The organism is Campylobacter canis (assembly GCF_045504005.1).
In the GTDB taxonomy this organism is placed as follows: domain Bacteria; phylum Campylobacterota; class Campylobacteria; order Campylobacterales; family Campylobacteraceae; genus Campylobacter_A; species Campylobacter_A canis.
The window spans coordinates 1-20786 of record NZ_JBJJXH010000016.1 but is presented as its reverse complement, the minus strand read 5'-3'; the positions used below and the strand labels follow the sequence as shown (position 1 = coordinate 20786).

The window sequence follows — 20786 nt, the reverse complement described above, 5'->3', positions numbered from 1 at the left end:
AAATTAAATTGAGGAGTGTTTGTGAGAGTTGATGGATATAAGAAAGTAGAGTTATTTTTGATTCAAAGCGAGCTAATGTCTCCTCGTGCCTTTTTAAATATGAAAAATTTAATGGATTTTATAAACAAAATCCTTAAAGATGATAGTTCGTTTTTTGATAAGATTCAAATTCAAAAAATAGAGATTTGCACTCGAAAGAATTTAACACAAGCTGATATTAAAAAGATATATGTTGTATTTGATTTAAATTTGTCTATGAATCTTGAGTCGGCTGTTGACAGAAAGGATTGTTGTCTATTTTTTGCGGATGAAAAAGAGGCAAAATTAGCTTGTGAATTTCTAACCGAAGATACAGAGGAAGAGGGGACTGATTTTGCCATTAAGACCTATCTTGCCACTGCATCTTAAAATTAAAAAATGTATTAAAAATATATAAACAAATATTTAAAAATATATTTTTAATATATAAAACAATATTGTAATATTATTGTTTTATAATTGTTTAGTTGGTTTTTAAATATTGATACAGGATTAAATAATGATTGATGAATTAGAAAAAGGACTTCAATCTCTTGATATGATGTTTGATGGAATTAGGCTATTTCGTATTCCGGACTACCAAAGAGGCTATGCGTGGACTAAACAGCAGCTGCATGATTTTTGGAAAGATCTTGAAAGCTTAGAGGAGGGCGAATCTCACTATACCGGTGTTATTATGCTGGAAAGTCTATCGAATGAAGATAGATTGCTTAATGCAGACGCTTGGAAGAAGGATTATGGAACGCTGGAGGCTTCAAACCTCTATTGTATTGTAGACGGTCAGCAAAGGCTTACAACAAGCATTATTTTTATCCATACAATTCTTGCTAAGCTAAAAGAAAGAGGGGTTTATACTTGCTTAGGATATAAAAATGAGGAGTTGATTGGCAAATATATATCAAAAGACGCTGGGTATATATCTCAAACATATTTGTTTGGATATATGTCGGACGATCCTAGCTATGAATATCTAAAAACAGCGATTTTTGGAGATAAGTCTTCTAAAAATAAAAATGAAAAAACATTATACACAGAAAACTTAAAAACAGCTCGCAACTTCTTTGTTAAAAAGATTGAGCAAATGGCGCCGAATGAAATAGAGCAGTTATTTAAAAAACTTACTACTCAATTTAAATTTAATGTATATATCGTGCCTAAAGATCTAAACGTATATGCTTCTTTTGAGGCTATGAACAATAGAGGACTAAAACTTTCTAACTTTGAGCTGCTAAAAAACAGACTTATTTATCTTAGCTCTAAAATTGAGCCCGAGAAAAAGGGTGCCGAGTTACGCCAGACAATAAATGATTGCTGGAAGCACATATATGCCATACTTGGTAAAAATCCAAAAAATCCTCTTAATGATGATGAATACCTAAAAAACCATTGGATTTTATATTACAAGTTTACAAAGAGAACGGGGAATGATTACATCAAATTTTTACTTGATAAATTTCATATCAAAAATTTAAAAGACGGAACGCTGAGTACAGAGGAAATTTATGAGTATGTAATGAGTCTTAAAGAGTGTGTAAGTCATTGGTATTACATGCTAAATCCTTTTGAGATAAAGGATTGTAGTTATGATAATAAGGATATTATAATGTGGCTTGATAGGCTTGTTAGGCTTGACTTTCCAACATTTGATCCGTTACTAATCATCATCTTAAGCTCTTTTAAAAAAGAAGATACTCCGTATATGGTTGAACTGCTTAATCAAATGGAACGTTTTTTATTTTTGGTGTTATGTGTATCTCAAAGACCGGTTAATACGGGCGATAGTGAATTTTATGGATATGCCAAAAAATACAAGGATGGCGAAATTTCAATAAAAGAGCTTATTAAAAACACCAAAGAGGCTTGCAAAAAACATTTAAATTTAGAAAATTTTAGAGTAAAGATGGGGGACTACTTCAGTAGACAAAAGCATTTCGGATTTTTTAGCTGGAGTTATCTAAAGTATTTCTTATATGAATATGAACTTCATTTAAAAGCAATGAGTAAAACGGGCGATCTAAAAATAGAGTGGGACGAGTACGTTAAAAGCAAAAAAGGAAATATGCGTACAATAGAGCATGTTTTACCTCAAACTCCGACTAATGAGTATTGGCAGGCTGTAATTAAAGATTTGTCTTTAGAGAATGTAAAAGCAGTAACTCATTCAATCGGCAATTTGGTTCCACTATCTCAAGCAAAAAATTCAAAATTAAGTAACCTTCCTTATCCTAAAAAGAGGGAAGGGAAGGACGGTGAATTTGTAGGCTATCAAAACGGGTCTTACTCTGAGATAAAGATAGCAAAGGATTACGAACACTGGAATATCGAGGCAATAAAAAAACGAAGCTCTGAATTGGCTGATTGGTTTTTAATTCGCTGGAGCTTAAGTGATTACGTAAAAGACTCGAAAGAGCTTAAAGACAAATCGGATATAATAAAACAAGCTTTTTTGTCAAGGCTGGACGGAGGTAGCTTGATATGACAATGATGACTAAAGGTGAGGCTATAGTAAAAAGCAAGGATAGCATGAAACTTAAAGACGGCATTTTTGTTGCCGATTCTTTTCAATCTACTCAAAAGATGTCTAGAGATGAAGCGATGATGTATTATGATCAAAAGATAAAGGCTGTATGGTCTGAAACTCTAGGCAAGGATGCAAACACAAATACAAAGAAAATGTTGTTAAAAATTAAAAATGATATACGATTTTTTCAAAGAGTTTTCGATGGTAGGATGAGTAATGTAGCAGAGATATTGCGCCATATAGAAAATTGTGAAGACACTTTACATATTTCAGATTATACTCAAATGATTCGCCGCGAGATTCAGGAGTTAAGAACTTTTTTATTATAGCCGTTAATGCAATCTTGATGGTAATTTTTAAATTTTAAAAGGATTTTTATCATGTATTATTATAAATGTTTTCCGAATTCTGCTAACTATGATGGGTTTTTAAATTGCTTTGGAAGCTCTAGAGTATCAAAAAACTACAATTTATTTATTGTATGGGAAGATTTCTTATGTATATAAAAAAATATGCAAAAGCGGGCTATGGCTCTCCTGAGAGTCAAAAGGAGTATCTTTTTGCCCTATGGAGTAAGGGGGTTGGTTTGTTTGGATCTCCGTCCGCTTTAGCACAAGCTGTTGCATCCATTACAGACGCTAATGAAAATGGAGTTAGACAGTATTTTAAAACAAGGAAATTTTTTGAAGCTCCGGCAAGAATTAAATACATATCTGCACTAGAAAAGGTGTTATCTAAATACAAAAATATGGACGAAGCAAAAGAGATGGTTGCAAAGTCAAAGGGTGATATTGTAGGAGAGTGGTTTAGGGTTTCAATTTTTGTTAACAAATTTGATATAAAAAGATCCGTTGTAAATAGGATGATGTATTCTAAAGAAGCCGATAAAAAATACAAGAGATTTTTTAAAAAAATTGACGGCAAGATATATGTTCACTCATCTTGTGCGCAGTATTGTAGGGATTACATAAAAGATAGGCAGATGTACTGCAAGCCGGACGGAGACAGCAAAATGAAAGAGCTTTATTCTAAAGGACTTGAATTATATGGCTTCCAAAAAGCTGAGTTTTATAAAGCTATGTCAAAAGCAACCGGTATCCCGATAGCTACATTTAGAACATATTTTCGTTTTATAAAAACTCATGTTAAGAAGTCTCATAGCGAAAAAAGGGCTTTTTATATTCAGGTGCTTGAGGATGTCATACGAGTAAAACAATCAAAGCATAAGAAGTAGGGCGGTACGTTTTAAAGCTTTTTAAGTCTTATTAATATATAATTCATCACTTGTTTTCAAAGGGCAATAAAATATTGTTTCCACAATATAATCAATCTCTTTGTAGGGTGTAGGCATCATCCGAAGTTACGTCTGTGCCACATGTATTATAAAAATTTGGAATCTTCGAGTCGCAATAAAGCGGATTTTCGGGGAGCGGTTTTTAGGACATTGAGGATTTAAGTTCGCTGGACAACCTCTGTTAAATTGACAGAGCCCACCATCTTAGATTAGATTATGCAGAGCAGATTAATGTATGATCGTTGAATCAGAAACCGCTTTTAGCGGGAATGCCTAACTTCTTTTTACAAAAATCCCAAAGCTTGATTAATTAAATTAGACGTCTTGATTTTTTTTGATAATTTAAAAATATTGCCCTTAACAAGACCAAAAAGATTAAAAAGTCCCTAAAAAGGGACAACAGTGGACTCAGTGAAGAATATGTCTCCAGATGAGTCCAAAACCAACCACGCAAAGTAGCATGCCCATGCCGCCAGAACTGGCAGTATGAACAAGACCACTAATCGTGGTGTCCTGGGAAAATTCCAGGAATCTCAATAATTTATATATTGAGTCTGTCATTTGATCTCCTTTAAAAAATTATAAATATAAGGAGTTGTAGCAAAAAATCTTGTATTTAAAATGTGTTAAGTTTTGGAGTAATTTTTAATATAAAAGTTAGATATGTCAAAAATTTGACTATTTTTCAACGGGCTTAATCATCAAATCCAAAAAATACACCGTCAAAATCTTGTTGTCCTTCTTGCTCTGCAATTTCAGCTTTCTTTTTTAGTTTATCCTTATAAGGCTTACTTCTTCTATTGTCTCTTATTTCTCTCTTAACGATCTTTAGCTCGTGACCCAGTTTTTGCATTAACTCTTCCATCTGAGCTTGAGTAAGGTAATACGCGCACTCTTTTTGCAAAATTCCCGTTTCCAAACTACGCGAGATGATGGAGTTTAAAATTATGGCTGAATACTGTTTTGGTAATAGTTCGCTAATTTCTTGATTCCTATCATTTAGTAGCAACTTTTTCATCTTGCCCTTTCCTTTTTGTAATATTTGCTTGAGATATCTTCAATATACATAAGATCTGCAAACGAAATTTCTTTATCCATATAAATTTTACTTACGCTTTGTCGCATTTTAGCTTTATGGCTGGGGTTGTGTACCGGTTTTAAGAGGTTATCTCCCATTACGCTTCCGGGAACAAGCTGCTCGATACCAAAATTGCTAGCTAAATACTTATTAAGCTTTTCATAGCTTAGTTGGCTTGCATCCCTAAAATATATCATAACGCATAAACAGGAAATAAAAAAGAGTGCCGAAAGCATTGATTTTGTAAAAATCTTTGGAAGATCCACAAAAAAATTAAAACTGAATTCCACATCATTTTTACGTTTAAAAAGAGTATTTGCTATTTGTAAAAAAATAAACAGCATACTCAAAACAACAAATATGGAAATTACTATAGGATGTAAAACAAAGCTTTTAAATGAGCTCCAAAAAGTTATACAAAAAACAATAAAATCAGATAGTGAGCTAGAAAAGGTCGTCATAGCTAATAAACATCTCTTGTAGTGCCGATTGCGTTCGATTTAAAAGCGCATTGGCGTTATCTATCTCGCCTTGCAAAGAATAGTGTCCGGCTATCTCATTTGCACTTTCTTGAAGTATGGTTTTTGCTTCAGTAACTATTTTTATATCCTGCGTGTTAGGCTTTGCTATTTGTTTTGTGATATGTATTACATCAAGAGCATATTGATAAGCCTCAAAATAATTTGATTGTTTTGAGGAGTGTAAGCCGGCTAAATAAGATACGTGAGCGTATTTTCGCAACAACCCTTGAGCTTTTTCCGCTCTAAATTTTTTGATTGTAAACAGCTCTTTTAATGCATTGGATGCTTTAATGTAATTTTTGTGAGCTAGTTGATAGTAAAAATCAAACATCATCCATGAGCCGGAATTGTATCCCAGAGCGTAGGCTAGGTTTTTATACTCCTCTTTTTTTTCCGGTTTTTGCAAGCCTAAAATGTATAAATTTCCTATTGTAACAAAAGTTGTCTGATCTCGCCATTCATTAAGAAGCTTTTGGTTTGTGCATATCTCCTCAACATTTGCATTGTACGTCTTAAGGCTTTCAATATTTATGTTTTCAACGTCATTTAACATATATAAGAATTGAAATACTACTTCCGAACCTCTTGTGGCTTCAGGTATCGAGCTTATAAATTTATTGTAGTCCTCTTGGTATTTAAAAAGCTTGGCTGCATTTAGTACAAGCAGATTTCGATAGGTTGGGGAGTAAATATCGATGTGGGTAGAGTAAAGCGACGATCTTTTATAAATTGTCTGAAATTTGTTAATAGTTGAGTTGTTTTCCATGAATACAAGAGAATTTATATAAGGGTTTAATATTTTTGAGTTTTCTCCTAAAGCATCCATTATTGTTCCGTTATTTGATGCGCTGTTGTCTTTTAATAATATGTTGGTTAATATGTCTTGAGTGTCTTCATTATATGGTTCCAAGGCTAATTGCCCGATGGCATAGGCGGCTCTTGGTATTTGAGATTTGTCGTTAAGTTTTACATAAATATCATTTTTGGAATACTCGGGATTTGTATCCATGTTTTGTAAAAGCTTTAAGTTGCAAAAATTTTCTAAAGCATGCAAATTTATTAAAAATATTTGTGTTACTATTACAAAAAAAACAAAAAATCTCAAGTGCATTAAAGTCCTTATTATTTTTATTCAAATATTATAGCATATCGTCTCATATTGATAACGAAACAGCCCTTTAGTCCGTGGTAAAAAATTACCACGGCGGAGTGTCTTGAGATATTTTATTGTTAGAGTTGTAGTATGCGTTTAACAGCTCCAAATCTTTAAGCCTGTTTTGAGCAGTGTTTTGGTTTTGAGCGGTATTTGACTCAATCAGTAAAACTATGCTTTTATTAATTTCATCAAGTAGCTCTGATCTTAGCTGAGATGGCTCGCATTTAAATTTTACTCTAATTAGATTGTAGTATTGCGGTAAAAATGCCGCTGCATATTTTATAAACGGATCTACATCCTCTTTAGTTGGGTTTAAAGAGCCTTCCTCTATTAGTTTCATTACAAAGTATGATATATTAACTTTATCTTCAATAGAAAGTGCATCCATATTCTCCATAGCCCATGCATAGTAACTCAATCCTGTTCTTACTTTGCCGTATCCTCCTTGTTGATAAGTAGAGCATAGGGCTTTTGTTAAAGGACTTCCTTTTTCAAAGATATTTCCAAAAGTCACTTTGTCGCTAAATAAAGGTTCAAATGCTTTTGATAATATACTTTGCATGTTTGTTACATAGCCGTCTTTGATAAATTTTTTCATAAGCCAAATAAGGGCTATTATGTCAGATAAAGCGGTGTGTGGCTGTAGCTTTTCAACTCCAAATTCTTTCTGTATCGCAATGCAATCAGGATCGTCATCCAGGTTAAAGAAGTAGCGAAGAGGTTGCAAACCATAGCTTTCAATCCCTTCGATGTCTTTTAGATAGTGCTTTGCCAGCCTATAGGTATCAATGCTTCTGTAAGACGGGATTTCTACATTTTCTCTATGCATCATATCTTTGTCAAACGGCGCATTGTGAGCTACAAAGTAAACATTGTTGTCTTGTAAAAAGTCTTCTATAGCAATTTTGGCGTGGGAATTTGCCCAAATAGGGGCGTTTTCAACGTCTTTCATCCTATAGCCGTGGGTTGCACTAGCCACAGGATGAATAGCCTTTTGCGGATTAATTAATTCACTGCGAAAATGTGACGATCTTACCAATTTTTCTTTGGCTTCCGGGTCAAATTTGTATGCACAGTAAGCTATTTCTAATATCCTGTCATCGGTTTTCGTACCGGTTGTTTCGGTATCATAAAACACAAATGTGTAACTCATGCAGCACCTCCTTTTGTTTATAAAATTTTACTATTTTTTTAAATATTTAATTATATTATATTTATGCTTATAATTAACTTAAAATATTGTTGTTATAATTCTTTGATTTGCTCGGTTTATCCGTAGTTTGCTGCATATAAAATATAATAAAACATTAACCAAAAACAATGTTTTTTATGATATAATAAAAATCTAGAAGAAAAGTCGCTATTTCTTCTATTTTTTTTGATACGGGCGCTCTTGAGAACTCTGTAACCATAAGTTAGTCCAATGTTAGGCTCGTCTTAACCACGGACATCATGTAAGTACCTCCACAATATACAAACATACTTAGACCACTGATAATCTTGAGCGCCTCACCCCCGTTTTTGCCTGTTTTTTATAATATTTTAAGCGTAAATATTCTATAATATTTATGTATATATAAGATTGTGTGCTTATCTATATATTTAACCCAAAAATTTTAATGGAGGTGCAAAGATGATTGTTCCGGCAGTGGTACTTAAGGTAATAGGGTTTAAAAATGGCGTAAATGGTAGAATATCCCCTGAGTGTCAGACTAATTCAAACATAATTCATGCGCAGCTTGATACAGGGCATAAAATAGACATTTCAATGCTTTCTACAAACCCTTCTTTTTCTACGTCTTTGTTTGATTTTTTAGCAGCTAAATCAGAGGGCACGATTAAAGCTAATGCGGTAGCTAAAGCGACTAGCGAACTCGTATTTGCAACAGATTTATCCCCTAATGTTCAAGCTGACATAGCAAGGCTTAAACAAAACGGAGTTAAAGATCAAGAGGCAAGAAAGCAGGCTTTTAACAATGAGGCTGAAAGGCTGATTAGAGAAAAAAGGAGAATAAAGGCTGCATCTATTTTGCGCTTTGCCGTAGCCTCTAATGGCAAGGGAGAGTACAACTCCAAATCACTTCAGGTTTCTAAAGACGATAAAGGAAATTACAAATGGGGCAACGGAGGGGTTTATTTCTTTGCGCAAAACGAAAACCATCTGCCTATTGAGATCACTCCGTCAGGAAGCTACATTCAAATAAACACCGGAAAGCTTATTACTGCGGCACAAATTCATTTTTTAATCGCTCATTCCATAAGAACGGCAAAGGCTTGTATAGATAAGGGGCAAAAACCTTTTTTGATTAAGCTTTTACCTATGCGCGGTATGTCAAAAGACTTTGCACGTATAAGCTCTAATATAGCAAATTTGATAGATAGAAATAAAGATGGGGCTTTGCCGCCGGATGTTGTAGCCGACGCATACTGCACTGCGCTTGAAGAGCTTGATGCTCTACTATATAACGATAGGCTTCAATGCAAGTTTTTTAAGTGTAAATTGCCGATTTTTTACAATAAAGACGATCTTATAAATGCAATAATGGTTGTAGGAGAGCAGGGCAGCTCACCATTGCAGAGGCTCACATCTTCCTTGGTTGATCTAAATTTTAGCTTGGAAAATCCTGATATTAAGGAGAGGGCTAGGGAATTTGTTAAAAATGCTATTTGCAACTTACCTGAAGATAAGTCATATAAGATTCATGCAATCTATAATTTCATGGCTCCAACCATTTTAGGAGAATCTGATTCTTGGGGTTTTATGATTAATAACATATCGTCGTCAAACTTTGTTTTATCTTTAACCGATACAAAATTTTTATATGAGTCGGTAGCTCAATATATCAACTCTATTAAACAGCAACAAGGCGAGCAGCAATTATATGCCAGCTAAAATGCTATAAAATATCCTTTTTGGCGCACTTTAATCGGTGCGCTTTTTTCTTTTTAAATTCCGTTATTTAATCAACTTTTAAGGTAAAATTCTGTATAATTATTCTATAAAATATATATTATATGGAGGTGTTTTATGCTAAATAAATTTGTGGAGATCTTGGTTAACGGAGTTAAGAGAATTACGAACATAACTTCTAACGACGATGTATTTATCAGCAGAGGCAAAAATCAAACGATTATCGCAACCAACGGTGGCAGAGCAGCCGGAGGAGATTTGAATGTTGGTGACAATGTTGCAGGAGACATCATCTGCGGAGATGTCGTCGACGGAGACATCTATATTAACGGAATACGTATAAATAATAGGGGAAGGGGCAGCATATCTGTAACTAGAAATAATAGAAGCGGCACCATTATTATCAATGGAGAGACGATAGATGTCGGCGATGATAAACAGATCGAGGTTGTTATAAATGGAGATATTAGAGATTTTCGTTTAGACGCGGGTAACGTTAGAGTTAACGGGAATATTAACGGTGACGCAAGAATTACATCAGGAAACCTTGAAGCAGTGACGATTAACGGCAGTATAAAAGTGACAAACGGCAACGTCTCAATGTCACGTGCTAAATAATTAGCTCTTACGGATTTTTAGCTATAACCTTTAGATAAAACTATTTTTCAATAGTTAAATTTTTTAAAGGAGATTAAAATGCAAAAGAAAGTTTTTAAGGCTTCAAAGCCAGAGATTACTTTTTTTGGAAATCCGGTGAAGGCTATTGTAGGCTTTCAAGGAAAAGGCAAAAACATTTGCCTTAAGACATTATCTTTCAGAGAGATAATGGAGTTAGAGTGGGACACATATATGATCCATTCTAACAAAAATCGGGTTACTGGAGTTAGCCTGATTAAAAAAACCCCTCTCATAGATTCATTTGAGGGTAAAAAAGTTCAGTTGCTCCCTGTAGCGGAGCTAAAGTGCGAGGTTCCGGACTTCGTACACGGTATTGCCGATCATGAGGAAGATACCCCGTTGAACATTTTGGACAACGAGATACTCGAAAGCTTAGATTTTAAACTTAAGAGTATTGAAAAACACTATAAGGAGGGAAAGTATCTATGATACAAACACAAAATGCCGCTGATAAAGTGGCTGTCCTTATTGTCGGTCCAAGCGGAAGTGGCAAAAGCACGCTTGAGGCGTTGCTGGAGACTAAATATGGCTATAAAAAGCTGGTTAGCTCTACAACACGTCCAAAGCGTGCAGGTGAAGTTGAAGGAAAACCCTACAACTTCATTACCGAGCCAGAGTTTGAAAGGCTCATAAAAGACGATGCTCTTATCGAGCATGTGAACTACTCCGGCAATTTCTACGGACTTTCTAAAAAAGAGGTCTTGAGTGCCGGCAAAAGTTCAGTTTTTGTCGTAGAGCCCTCTGGCGTACCTCACATCGTAAATTTCATGAAAGAGCATGAAATTACTCCGGTTACTGTATATGTACACGTAAGTCCGGATATAGTGAGGGAAAGGATGGCTGCTCGCGGTGATTCTCCTGAGGCGATTGCTAAGCGTATCGATCAGGATGATATTGCTAAAAGGGCTGAAAATATGAGATTTGATGTTTTCATCAATTCTAATATTACAAACCCGGAGGAGGGCGCTGTTCAAATTGACAACCTTGTACAGGTTTTAAGATGGTAGTAGATAATGCCATCTTTTACAAGGTTGTAAAGCCAACTAGGCGACAAATTGTGGGGTTGGGTGATCTTACTCTCCCTACTTCAGAGCTAAATGTCGCTATGGCTAGGTGCGACAACTTGACGGTAAGTAATGTTGAGTTGTCGCTTAGGGAGTGGTATCAAAACTGGAGTTTTGTAACAGACGTTGAAAAACGCGTTAGAAATTTAGTCTTTTTTGATACCGAAACCCATAAATTAGGCGGGTATATCGTCTCTATTGGCTTATTGTTGTATGACATGATAGCAGATAGAGTAATCGATAAATACTACAGTCTAGTAAACCCGCTGGTTCCAATGGATGCAGAAGCTCAAGCAGTCCATGGAATTTCAGATGATATGGTAAGAGACTGCAATGATTTTTCATCTCAGTTTGAAACTATAAAATCTTTCTTTGATAGAGCAGATCTTGTTGTTGCTTTTAATGCAGAATACGATATAGATACGCTAATTAAGGAGACAGCGAGGTTAGGAATAGCTCCGATTGTAATGCCTTATCTTGATGTAATGAAGAGATTAAAGGTAGAGGTTGGAGCTAAGAATACAAGCGGTAGATTAAAAAATCCAAAACTCAAAGAGTGTGCTGATTTTTATCAGATTCCTTTTGAGGAGAGCGGTTTGCATAACTCTCTTTACGATACCGAGGTAACACTTGAGGTATTTAAGAGGGCTATCGCTAGGTATAATATATAATTATCTCCCTTTCTAGGGAGATTTTCTATTTGTATTAAGTTTAAAATAAGCATAAATATAATATAATTATTTTATATTAAAGCTTAGATATAAGCGGATTTTGTCTTCTTATACCTATGCTTTTAGCATAGTGGCATCAGTCCGTGGTGTCTCCTTTTTTATTTTTTCGGTTTAGGGCGAGGACTCTCTTCTGTTTTAGCTAATTATCCATCCTCGCTCTATTCTCATTTATGGAGGTAATATGCAATCTTGCTTTAAATGCTTGTACATTTTAATACTCTTTACAACATTGTCCTTAGCCTCTGTTTTAGAGCAAGTTAGAGTCGTTCAAGTTGCAGATGGAGATACAATTGTCGTTTTATCTAAAGATAACGAGCAAATTAAAGTTAGGCTATTTGGAATCGACGCTCCTGAAAAAAGTCAAGATTTTGGCAAAAAGGCTCAAAAATATCTAGCTAGTCTGGTGTCCGGCAAATATATAGACATTCATGTAAAAGATAAAGATCAGTATGGAAGAACGGTTGCTGTTATAAAACATGCAAATCAAGATCTTAATGCGCTCGTAGTTGCTTCTGGCTATGCCTGGGCATATAGAACGTATAGCAATGATTATGTTAGGTTTGAAGATGAAGCTAGGGCTAATAAAAGTGGCTTGTGGCAGCAAAGCAAACCTGTTGCGCCATGGGAGTGGAGAAAGCAGCAAAGAGAGATTAAAAATATTAATAAACAAGAAGCTGAAACTCAAGAGAGCGAAGGTTGGTTAAAAATTATACTCAAATGGTTTGGATTTTAGTTTTTAAAAGGAGTTGATATGTTTTTTAAAATTAGTAATGAGATTGAGCTTGATTTCTACTTCTCTCTAAACTTTAGAGGGACTGCTCACACAAAAGAAAATTTACAACGTGTTAATTAACGAAAGGATAAGCTATGGCATGGGATTTTTTTAGATATCTGCGGATAGATGAGTTCTTTATAGTTATCGTCTTACTGGGGCATATTATTGCTACGATAATGTTTCTGGCTAAAGAGTATTATGAAAAGAACCTAAGTATAAAAATGGAGGATTTTTCTTCAAGAGATATAGAAGAGCGGCGAACCGTAATAATGAAAAAGTGTTTGTTAATAGGAAAATATCATCTTTTTCAGCGTACAATGATTGGGCTTATCGTTGGATTGTGTCTTTTTTTCTTGGGTATTATTTTCATGTTACCAAACAATTTGGAGCTCTCAGGGATGGCAAACAAGATAAGAGATAAACTAGATAGCGAGAGCGCTTCTTATTTTGAATTATATTATCGAACAAAGGAGTATTATCCTATCGAATATGGTATATCTGAACCAATTTATCCAATGAAGTCGTATGTTGGCATGATCTCCTGTTCTGGTGACTTTGATCCAAAAAAATGTTCTAAATATTTAGGCAGTCTTGCTAAAAAGATCAACCAAGATATATACGAAAAGAATAAACAAGAGGAGCATTATGTCGGAAAAAAATATCAAAAAATAGATAGAGATATCAATAAATACAAAAATCTATAAGGATACAGTGTGATTGAGAATGTACAAAAAGATGAAACCTGCACCTAAAATTTTGTGCAGAAATAGGCTGTTTCAGCCGGTATTAGTGGCAATGACTTGAATGAATTAAAAGAGAATATAGATGCGGCAAAAAGCTCTGCGGACGGAGCTTAGATGTTTTAGTTTTTAGATATATTATCTTAAAGGTATAAAAATGGAATTAACTAGATTGTATGGCACCGATTTAAGAGGTTTTTCTAATATTTTACACGAACACAATTTAAGTATTGATAGTGTCCTTTGTTTAGTTGAAGCAGAGATAGAGGCTCTAGAGAGGCATTATGAGCACATACTATCTACAAGAGATACAGAATATTTTGATCCTGAGCTTGCGATTGAGGTTCAAAGCGCATTGAAGCGCAAAAAAGAGAAGCTTCAAAGATATGTTTTGTTTGTTAGTGAATGAGTACGGTGTTTGTTAATAAGAGCCTTATGGTTCTTATTCAATTTTGTTTCGCTCCAAAATTTCTTTTATCGCGTTGTTTTTATTTTCTTCGTTTTGTTTTTTTAATTTCTTCTTTTGTATGTTCTGATTGTATCTGTCAGGGGTAGATATTAGGTCGTTATATATCTCTTGTGGCAAAATGGTTTTAAAAAATCGGCTTTAGTTTCTATTATCTACGTACCGCGGTGTACTATATTTTCTTCCGTAGTCTTTTTCGTACTTGCTTATTTCTTTTTGATTAAGTGTTTCGGCATAAGAAAATTTTTTGTTTTAATTAATCTAAAGATAAATCTAATTTTAAGCATAAATATAATATAATATTTTTATGAAAAGTAATTGAGGAGGGCTTATGAGAAAACATCCTGTAAAGTCTTTTAAAATTCAACTTGTTTTAGACAAAAGCGACGTGTCTAGAGCTAATTTAGGAAGACTTAGAAAGTTATGCGAAACATCCCGCACCTGTTCAGCTAATTTGAACTCTGTTCAAGATGCTATTAATTATTGTAAAAAGCTTGAAGAGTTTGTTTTGTTTCCTTCAAATGTGGTAGCGTTTTGTTTTGAAGAGGGTGAGGAAGAGGGAATTTTTTACGATTTTAAAGAGGTTGAAAATTCAAAATTTAGAATTACAGATTAGCTTCTTATTCAATATTGGTATGAATTGTGTAATTTTTTTATGGAGGTGTGTATGATTGTTAAATTGTTAGATAAAAAAACAAATCCTCGCGATACAGATTTAAGTTGCTATTGTTTTGAAATTTGCGGAATAGCCGAGTTTATTTTAAAAGAATTAGCAAAATATAAGGGTGCCGAATTAAATATAAAGAGCAGCGAGTGTGCTTTTAAAGAGTTAGAAAACGAAGCTCCTTTTGTTGAAATATACCATATTAATGATCAGGAGCGCAGGCGCTATCACTATGACAGAGCGGCTAAATATATTGATTTATTGGACCAGCAGTTTATAGGCAAGGGGCAACTTGAACAACTGGAATATCTGAGAGAGGAGATAAAGAGTGGCACCTCTATAGACAGATATAAATTTTTGCTTACGGGGGCTTATAAATGTGATTTGGTATGGAGCGTTAATTTAAGTGTTTTAAAAATCTTTTTAAAGTTGCATCTAAATAAATCAGCTCATTTTAGAATTAGAGAGCTAGCTCATTTAGTATTTCAGGCTTTACCACAAGAAGATAAAGATCTTCTTTGGAACGACGAGTCCTATCTTTTAGTAAATTTTTCATAAAAGTAGCCTTATTAATTTTCTATTCGGGCTGCTAATTTTAAGTAGCCCTCCCTCTTTTAAATTCCACTATTTAATCAATTTTTAAGATTAAATATAATATAATTTTTTTATATAAAATATTTTTTATAAAGGAGGCTACATGAGTTTTAACAAAATACCATATCAATTAAAGAGCAAAGCAGTTTATGAGCAGCACGTGGCTCGTGATTTAGAGATAAGAAAGGCTGCTAATAAACGATTTAAATCTTTTGCAGATATTATATCGACTAAAGTGAATTTTAACGGCTCAGAGCTGGTTGCAGATCCCGAAGCTTATGCAATGACCGAGTTTTTAAAGGAACTAAATGGAAACGGGAATCTTGACATGGCTTTTAATGTTGATCATATCATTGTTACAAATTGTGCTAACTCAGATCAGGTTGTTGTTCCTATAGAGCTTGCATATATGAATGATACGGAATTTAAAGTCTTTATAGATAGTACAAAAATGGAAACATCTTCACATAACAAGTGGCAAGAGATCTTATTGCAAGATGCTCAATGTGAAGGCGTAGCCGAAACAACAGCGCAAGAGGGCTCGACTCAGACCCATACAACAAAAAGAACGAGAAAGAGTAAAGATGTAAATAAAGAGGCTTCTGAGCCGGGATTGGAGGATATTAACAGCAGTCAGCCGAACACGGAAGGTGATTCCAACAAGGAGAGTGTTACAGCTGAGACTAAAAGCTCTCCTGCGGTAGCTAACAACACCTTATTTGAAACAGAGCAAAAGCCTTATGATGAACAAACCGGAGAATATCTAAAGCCATATACTTATACAGCGAGTTCAACGGCAAGTGATTTTTATGAGGATGACGAAAGTGACGACAGCTACTACGAGAACGAACAAAACGTAGTTAATGGATACTAACAATAAGCAATCTTTTTAAATTCTAAAGGTGTCTCAAAAAATCAAAAAGCAAATCACGGCATATTTGTTTAACTATGTTTTAACTCAAGATAAAAATAGCCCCGTTTTTTAACGGGGTTTAAATTTTACTTACTTTTTTCAAGATTTAGATATTATTATCTTTCCAAAGGATAAAAAAGTGTGGCAATATGAATAACCTAAGCAACTTTAAGAATTTTTGATAAATTAATGGATTTATTAAAAGACCAGCCGTGCTTTTTGTCAAATTTAAAAAAGAGAGGAAAAAGAAAAATGACTAGCTCTTTAATCATAATGCTTGTTTTTTGTGCCGGTATAACATTGCTCTTAGTTAGATACCACCAGGTAACAACCAAACTCTCTCTTGAAAAAAGATGGGAATTGGTCAATCTGATAAAAGAAATTGAGGCTGATGAAGAATACGGCGAAGATTTCAAAGAATTGTTTTATGCGATGTTCACAGAGTCTGTTGATAAAAATATGTTTCCTTCGATTGCATGGTTTATTATCAAAATGCTACTAACAGACAAGAAAGGTTTTTATGACAGACGAGATTCTTTTGTAGCAAGAATAAACAATAACAAAAAGGAGCTTGAAGTATATAAAAAAGGGCTTTCTATCACGTTAAGAACAAACATTTTTGCCGCACCACATTGGTATATATTTTTAGCTATCATATCAATAATATTTGCTATTGCAGTGTTAATTGTTGGCACAATATCTGAAAAAACTATAAAAGTTTTTAAGAAAATTGACAAGACACTTGATGGCACTTTGGCGATGGGAATGTTACGGGCTTAATTTGGGTGAAAAGTCTATTTTTATAAAAATATGTATGCTTGTAAGCTACGCTTTTCTTGCGTGTGCTTTAATTATGGTCTATAGTAATATTTTAATGGTTTTAAACTTACTTTGGATTTATTTTGTTTCCCGCAGTTTCAATTTTTTGTGCATATCAGATAAATCTGCATGCATGAGACATAAATTGGCAAGAAGGGTTTTTGACAAACATCAAGAATATTAAAAACACAATCAATAGCTTTATTTAGAGGCTTTTAAAGCCTCTTTTATTCCTTTATTTAATCAACTTTTAATCTAATTTTAAGCATAAATATACTATAATTATTTTATAAATAAATATCGGAGGTGCTAAATGAAAAAATCAATAAAATACAATTTTAAAGATGAGAGTGACTTTGAATCTTTTTTCAAGAAATTTGCTGAAGTACATGGGCTTGATTTTTCAGATGAGATGTATATTGACTTGGACGGTTATTTAACTTATGGAATTTTACGCAGATTTGCTGAAGCAATAGGTTTTTCCAATACCTATGTTTTATTAAGTTTTTATAGCAAGATAATGGCTGGACAGCAAGAGTGTTTAGATACTTTTTTCATAAATTTGGTTTTTATAAATAAGGTTGATCTGAAAGATGAAAAATATATCTATTATATTCCGGGTGCGCATGAAATAAATCTTGAGAGTGATGGGACCTTACGTTTCTGGTATGACTAATTATGTTGATAGAAAAAAAACAATGGTGCTTATTAGAGGCTTACTAATTAGTATACATAGCTAAAAAGAAAGGAGATAAGTTGAAAAATAAAACACAAGAAATAGAATTTATTTTAAATGCTTTTTGCCTTAGACAGCCTCTTGAAGTGCAAGAGATTGGGAATAAACAAGATGAGTGGAAAGATGTTGGTTTTGATATTCCAAAGTGGGATTTTGAAAAATTTAATTATAGAGTCAAAGAAACGGAAGAGCGTTATCCTTTTGGAACGAGACTTGTTAGAGTTAACTGTTGTAATGAACCTATACAGCAATCTTTCTTGATATATATGGTTGGCAAACAAGAATTTATTAATGGTGTTAAACATTTTCGCATTGAAATGATTTCTTATGAAAATAGATTTCCACAATTCATATCTTTCCAAAATTATACAGAGATTAAGATTAATGAAATGTTTAGGTTTTTTGATGAATGTTTGTGGTTTTGGAGTATTCCAAGTTATAAGCCTGATTTGTTACTAACTAACAAGGATGGATCGGGGACGCCTGTCAGAATGACTTATAAAGAAGCTTGTAAAATTTATCGTGAGTTTTTCAAAAAAGAGCCGGAGTTTTTTGTTGATTTGGTTCCGTGCGGTGGAATTAGCGATTATAGAACACAGTATGATATGGAGGTAGAAAAATGACAGGAAGCCTTAAACACAACAAGCATATTTTATATCTTTTTTTAAATGGCTCGTGCCTGGAATATAAACCCATCGACTCTAGTGCAGAATGGGTGGAGCTTGATAGAAATAATCCTGTATGGAATTTTGAAAAATACGAATATCGTCTCAAAGATGTATCAAATTTTGTTCACAGTTATAAAAAGGGGGATGTCTTAATAAAACTGAGCGATCTAAAAGAAGGTAGTGGCGATTTAACTTTTTATACAGTTTCAGAGGTTTTTTATAACAATACAGCCAAGGGTTCCGAATATTTGCTCAATGATACTTTTTTTGGCTCAAAACCTATTTATAGTAATTTTTTTACTAAAGTTAATGATTTAATTTTAAAAAATCATTATATAGATATAGATGATATTAAAATGGCTTGGCAGGTTTGTGTCAAAAAAGATGGTAAGTATCAGTGGACTTTGCTTGGTGACAAAACAAACGATGACAAACCGTTTGCACCTGTTTGTTTTTACACTTTTCAAGAAGCAAAGCATAAGGCTATTAGTGACGGCTTATGCAATAAAACTGAGCTTGGAATTGATTTGGTTCCTATGCCTATATTTGGTTGGCAAAGATAAAAAGTATAAAGTAGGTCTGTTTGGCTCTACTTTTAATTAATTTATTTTTAAATATTGAAAAATTGATTTAAAATTATTGTTTTAAATATTAAAAAATATTTTTAAACACATATAATTAATTCATTTTTTATTGCGCTTTTATTTTTTGCTAAAATACATTATTCATTTTATTTTATTAAGGAGGCGCTTATGTGTAAAAAGATAGAGGGATGGTGGAGAAAGCATCTTGAGGTCGATGATATGGAGGTTGTTTCGGGGGTTATAAAAGATGTGAAAATGTTTGTAGATAAGCCTAATATACTTTCTTTTTTTACTACAAGCATTTTAGAAACATCTTTTAGAATTGGAGATAGGCAATATTTCTTTCGTTCAGATAACGATATTTTAAGGGATGGCGATAAGATCGAATTTGTTGCTTATAAAAAATCAGAAACGAGTGCACGCAATGCTTATATTCTAAAAAATTTAACTACAGATGTGTTTATAAACAGTAAACCTTTGTTTTTAAAAATGGCTGCATTGTTAATTTATGTGTTTCTTGCTTATATTTTAATTCTTGCTTACGGTGATTTGTTTAAAGCTTTTATAAACGATGGCTTTAAACTTAGTTTATTTAATGCAATCTTTGGATTTATTTTATTTCCCGCAGTTTCAATTTTTTGTGTATATCAGATAAAATTTGCATGTTTGAAATACAAATTTGCGAGAGAAGTTTTTGACAAATATCAAGAAGAGTCAAAATACAATTAATAACTACTTTTAGAGGCTTTTAAAGCCTCTCTTATTCCTTTATTTAATCAACTTTTAAGCATAAATATACTATAATTATTTTATATATAATAAATAAGTGGAGGTTTTGCATGAACGAACAAGTTAATATTATAACATCTGCTCAACCTAGAGCTTGGTTTACATCGGATTTGCATTTTGGACATAAAAAGGCTCATTCGTTTATGCCGGCTTTTAGGGATGAGAATGTTGATATTATGGATAATATGCTTATTGAAATGTGGAACTCTGTTGTTAATAAAAGGGATATTGTTTATAATTTAGGAGATCTTAGTTTTTATTATGAATTAGAACCTACATTAGAAATAATTAAACAGCTTAATGGACATCATTTTTTAATTTTGGGCAATCATGATGGCTTAATTCGTAAAAATTCCGAGAAGCTGTTAAATATGAAGAAAGATGATGGGCTGAGCATGTTTGAACATATCTCACATTATCATAAGATAAAGACTAATGCTTATCATAATAAAAAAGTTAGGGCTATTTTGAGTCACTATCCTATGTTTGAGTGGGAGGATTGTCAATATGGCAATTACATGCTGCATGGACATCTTCATGATTATATTCCAGAACTTGAGGGTAGAATTTTGAATGTTGGATTTGATCTTCATGGTAAAATGCTTTCTGTAGAGGATGTATTTGATTTTTTAGAGGATATTCCTGTTAAAGGACATCACAATAACATTGATAGCAAATTAATAAAAGAGACAAATTCTGTAATTGAAAGAAAAAAGCTTATAAAAGAAGCTTTGTATCACAACAACAAGAATAATATGGCGTTGCTAAAAGAGAGGGTATAAATCTCTCTTTTTTTTGTTTTTTAACTTGCTTACCGAATTTTATGAAATAAAATAAATTTAGATAAATTTAGGGGGGTGTGAAAAAAATACTTTTTCACATGTATTTAATATTGTTTTTCTGAGCTTTTTGATTAACTTTTCACAATTAAAATTTGTTCCGCATTTTAGTGAGCAATTTTAGCAATAGTTCCGCATTTTAGTGAGTTACTTTTAAATTTGTTCCGCATTTTAGTGAGTTGCCCGATCAGGCTAAATTTTACGCT

General features: G+C 33.3%; 25 protein-coding genes. 21 read left to right on the top strand and 4 right to left on the bottom strand.

Annotated features, from left to right (window positions below; translation table 11 throughout):
* The first annotated feature begins 21 nt into the window (after positions 1-21).
* The 4 genes from ACHJH3_RS10925 (at position 22) to ACHJH3_RS10910 (ending at position 3794) form a co-directional block, all read left to right on the top strand.
* Positions 22-408, top strand: coding sequence for a hypothetical protein (locus tag ACHJH3_RS10925; protein WP_407064834.1), 387 nt, complete (start codon positions 22-24; stop codon positions 406-408).
* Between the two features lie 130 nt (positions 409-538).
* Positions 539-2518 (top strand): DUF262 domain-containing protein, encoded by a 1980-nt coding sequence (locus tag ACHJH3_RS10920; RefSeq protein ID WP_407064833.1) that lies wholly within the window; start codon positions 539-541, stop codon positions 2516-2518.
* Entirely contained in the window at positions 2515-2889 is a 375-nt protein-coding gene (locus tag ACHJH3_RS10915) for a hypothetical protein (RefSeq protein ID WP_407064832.1), read from the top strand. Before ACHJH3_RS10920 ends, ACHJH3_RS10915 begins: the two co-directional genes overlap by 4 nt.
* Before the next feature lie 167 nt (positions 2890-3056).
* Entirely contained in the window at positions 3057-3794 is a 738-nt protein-coding gene (locus ACHJH3_RS10910; protein WP_407064831.1) for an LIM domain-containing protein, read from the top strand.
* Between the two features lie 754 nt (positions 3795-4548).
* On the opposite strand, the gene ACHJH3_RS10905 is transcribed toward ACHJH3_RS10910, so the two are convergent.
* From ACHJH3_RS10905 to ACHJH3_RS10890, 4 genes are all read right to left on the bottom strand, one after another.
* On the bottom strand, positions 4549-4872 hold the full coding sequence (locus ACHJH3_RS10905; RefSeq protein WP_407064830.1) for a hypothetical protein: 324 nt from the start codon (positions 4870-4872) through the stop codon (positions 4549-4551).
* Positions 4869-5129, bottom strand: coding sequence for a hypothetical protein (locus ACHJH3_RS10900; protein WP_407064829.1), 261 nt, complete (start codon positions 5127-5129; stop codon positions 4869-4871). Before ACHJH3_RS10900 ends, ACHJH3_RS10905 begins: the two co-directional genes overlap by 4 nt.
* 247 nt (positions 5130-5376) lie before the next feature.
* The gene (locus tag ACHJH3_RS10895; protein WP_407064828.1) at positions 5377-6558 is read right to left on the bottom strand and encodes a hypothetical protein; all 1182 of its coding nucleotides are present in this window, start codon (positions 6556-6558) and stop codon (positions 5377-5379) included.
* 91 nt (positions 6559-6649) lie between these two features.
* Positions 6650-7762: a 3'-5' exonuclease gene (locus tag ACHJH3_RS10890; RefSeq protein WP_407064827.1), complete on the bottom strand. Its 1113-nt coding sequence runs from the start codon at positions 7760-7762 to the stop codon at positions 6650-6652.
* 480 nt (positions 7763-8242) lie between these two features.
* On the opposite strand from ACHJH3_RS10890, the gene ACHJH3_RS10885 reads away from it, so the two are divergent.
* From ACHJH3_RS10885 to ACHJH3_RS10805, 17 genes are all read left to right on the top strand, one after another.
* Positions 8243-9502 (top strand): hypothetical protein, encoded by a 1260-nt coding sequence (locus ACHJH3_RS10885; protein ID WP_407064826.1) that lies wholly within the window; start codon positions 8243-8245, stop codon positions 9500-9502.
* A gap of 135 nt (positions 9503-9637) precedes the next feature.
* Positions 9638-10138 carry a translocation/assembly module TamB domain-containing protein gene (locus tag ACHJH3_RS10880; RefSeq protein ID WP_407064825.1) on the top strand — a complete coding sequence of 167 codons (501 nt, stop codon included), beginning with the start codon at positions 9638-9640 and terminating at the stop codon, positions 10136-10138.
* A gap of 78 nt (positions 10139-10216) precedes the next feature.
* Positions 10217-10627, top strand: a complete 411-nt coding sequence (locus tag ACHJH3_RS10875; protein ID WP_407064824.1) for a hypothetical protein — start codon at positions 10217-10219, stop codon at positions 10625-10627.
* Entirely contained in the window at positions 10624-11205 is a 582-nt protein-coding gene (locus ACHJH3_RS10870; protein ID WP_407064823.1) for a guanylate kinase, read from the top strand. The genes ACHJH3_RS10875 and ACHJH3_RS10870 overlap by 4 nt, the downstream gene beginning before the upstream one ends.
* A gap of 116 nt (positions 11206-11321) precedes the next feature.
* Complete coding sequence (locus ACHJH3_RS10865) at positions 11322-11933, top strand: 3'-5' exonuclease (RefSeq protein WP_407064822.1); 612 nt, start codon at positions 11322-11324, stop codon at positions 11931-11933.
* A 241-nt stretch (positions 11934-12174) separates the two neighbouring features.
* Entirely contained in the window at positions 12175-12726 is a 552-nt protein-coding gene (locus ACHJH3_RS10860) for a thermonuclease family protein (RefSeq protein ID WP_407064821.1), read from the top strand.
* 134 nt (positions 12727-12860) lie between these two features.
* Positions 12861-13472, top strand: coding sequence for a hypothetical protein (locus ACHJH3_RS10855; RefSeq protein ID WP_407064820.1), 612 nt, complete (start codon positions 12861-12863; stop codon positions 13470-13472).
* Positions 13473-13665: 193 nt separating this feature from the next.
* Positions 13666-13917: a hypothetical protein gene (locus tag ACHJH3_RS10850; RefSeq protein WP_407064819.1), complete on the top strand. Its 252-nt coding sequence runs from the start codon at positions 13666-13668 to the stop codon at positions 13915-13917.
* A 388-nt stretch (positions 13918-14305) separates the two neighbouring features.
* Positions 14306-14590: a hypothetical protein gene (locus tag ACHJH3_RS10845; protein WP_407064818.1), complete on the top strand. Its 285-nt coding sequence runs from the start codon at positions 14306-14308 to the stop codon at positions 14588-14590.
* A gap of 51 nt (positions 14591-14641) precedes the next feature.
* Positions 14642-15196 (top strand): FAD-dependent thymidylate synthase, encoded by a 555-nt coding sequence (locus ACHJH3_RS10840; RefSeq protein ID WP_407064817.1) that lies wholly within the window; start codon positions 14642-14644, stop codon positions 15194-15196.
* 139 nt (positions 15197-15335) lie between these two features.
* The gene (locus tag ACHJH3_RS10835; protein WP_407064816.1) at positions 15336-16106 is read left to right on the top strand and encodes a hypothetical protein; all 771 of its coding nucleotides are present in this window, start codon (positions 15336-15338) and stop codon (positions 16104-16106) included.
* 291 nt (positions 16107-16397) lie between these two features.
* Complete coding sequence (locus ACHJH3_RS10830; RefSeq protein ID WP_407064815.1) at positions 16398-16925, top strand: hypothetical protein; 528 nt, start codon at positions 16398-16400, stop codon at positions 16923-16925.
* Positions 16926-17277: 352 nt separating this feature from the next.
* Complete coding sequence (locus ACHJH3_RS10825) at positions 17278-17640, top strand: hypothetical protein (RefSeq protein WP_407064814.1); 363 nt, start codon at positions 17278-17280, stop codon at positions 17638-17640.
* Positions 17641-17720: 80 nt separating this feature from the next.
* Positions 17721-18323 carry a hypothetical protein gene (locus tag ACHJH3_RS10820; RefSeq protein WP_407064813.1) on the top strand — a complete coding sequence of 201 codons (603 nt, stop codon included), beginning with the start codon at positions 17721-17723 and terminating at the stop codon, positions 18321-18323.
* Positions 18320-18931, top strand: a complete 612-nt coding sequence (locus tag ACHJH3_RS10815) for a hypothetical protein (protein WP_407064812.1) — start codon at positions 18320-18322, stop codon at positions 18929-18931. The genes ACHJH3_RS10820 and ACHJH3_RS10815 overlap by 4 nt, the downstream gene beginning before the upstream one ends.
* A gap of 189 nt (positions 18932-19120) precedes the next feature.
* Positions 19121-19681 (top strand): hypothetical protein, encoded by a 561-nt coding sequence (locus ACHJH3_RS10810; RefSeq protein WP_407064811.1) that lies wholly within the window; start codon positions 19121-19123, stop codon positions 19679-19681.
* A 110-nt stretch (positions 19682-19791) separates the two neighbouring features.
* The gene (locus ACHJH3_RS10805; protein WP_407064810.1) at positions 19792-20523 is read left to right on the top strand and encodes a phosphoesterase; all 732 of its coding nucleotides are present in this window, start codon (positions 19792-19794) and stop codon (positions 20521-20523) included.
* Positions 20524-20786 lie beyond the last annotated feature (263 nt).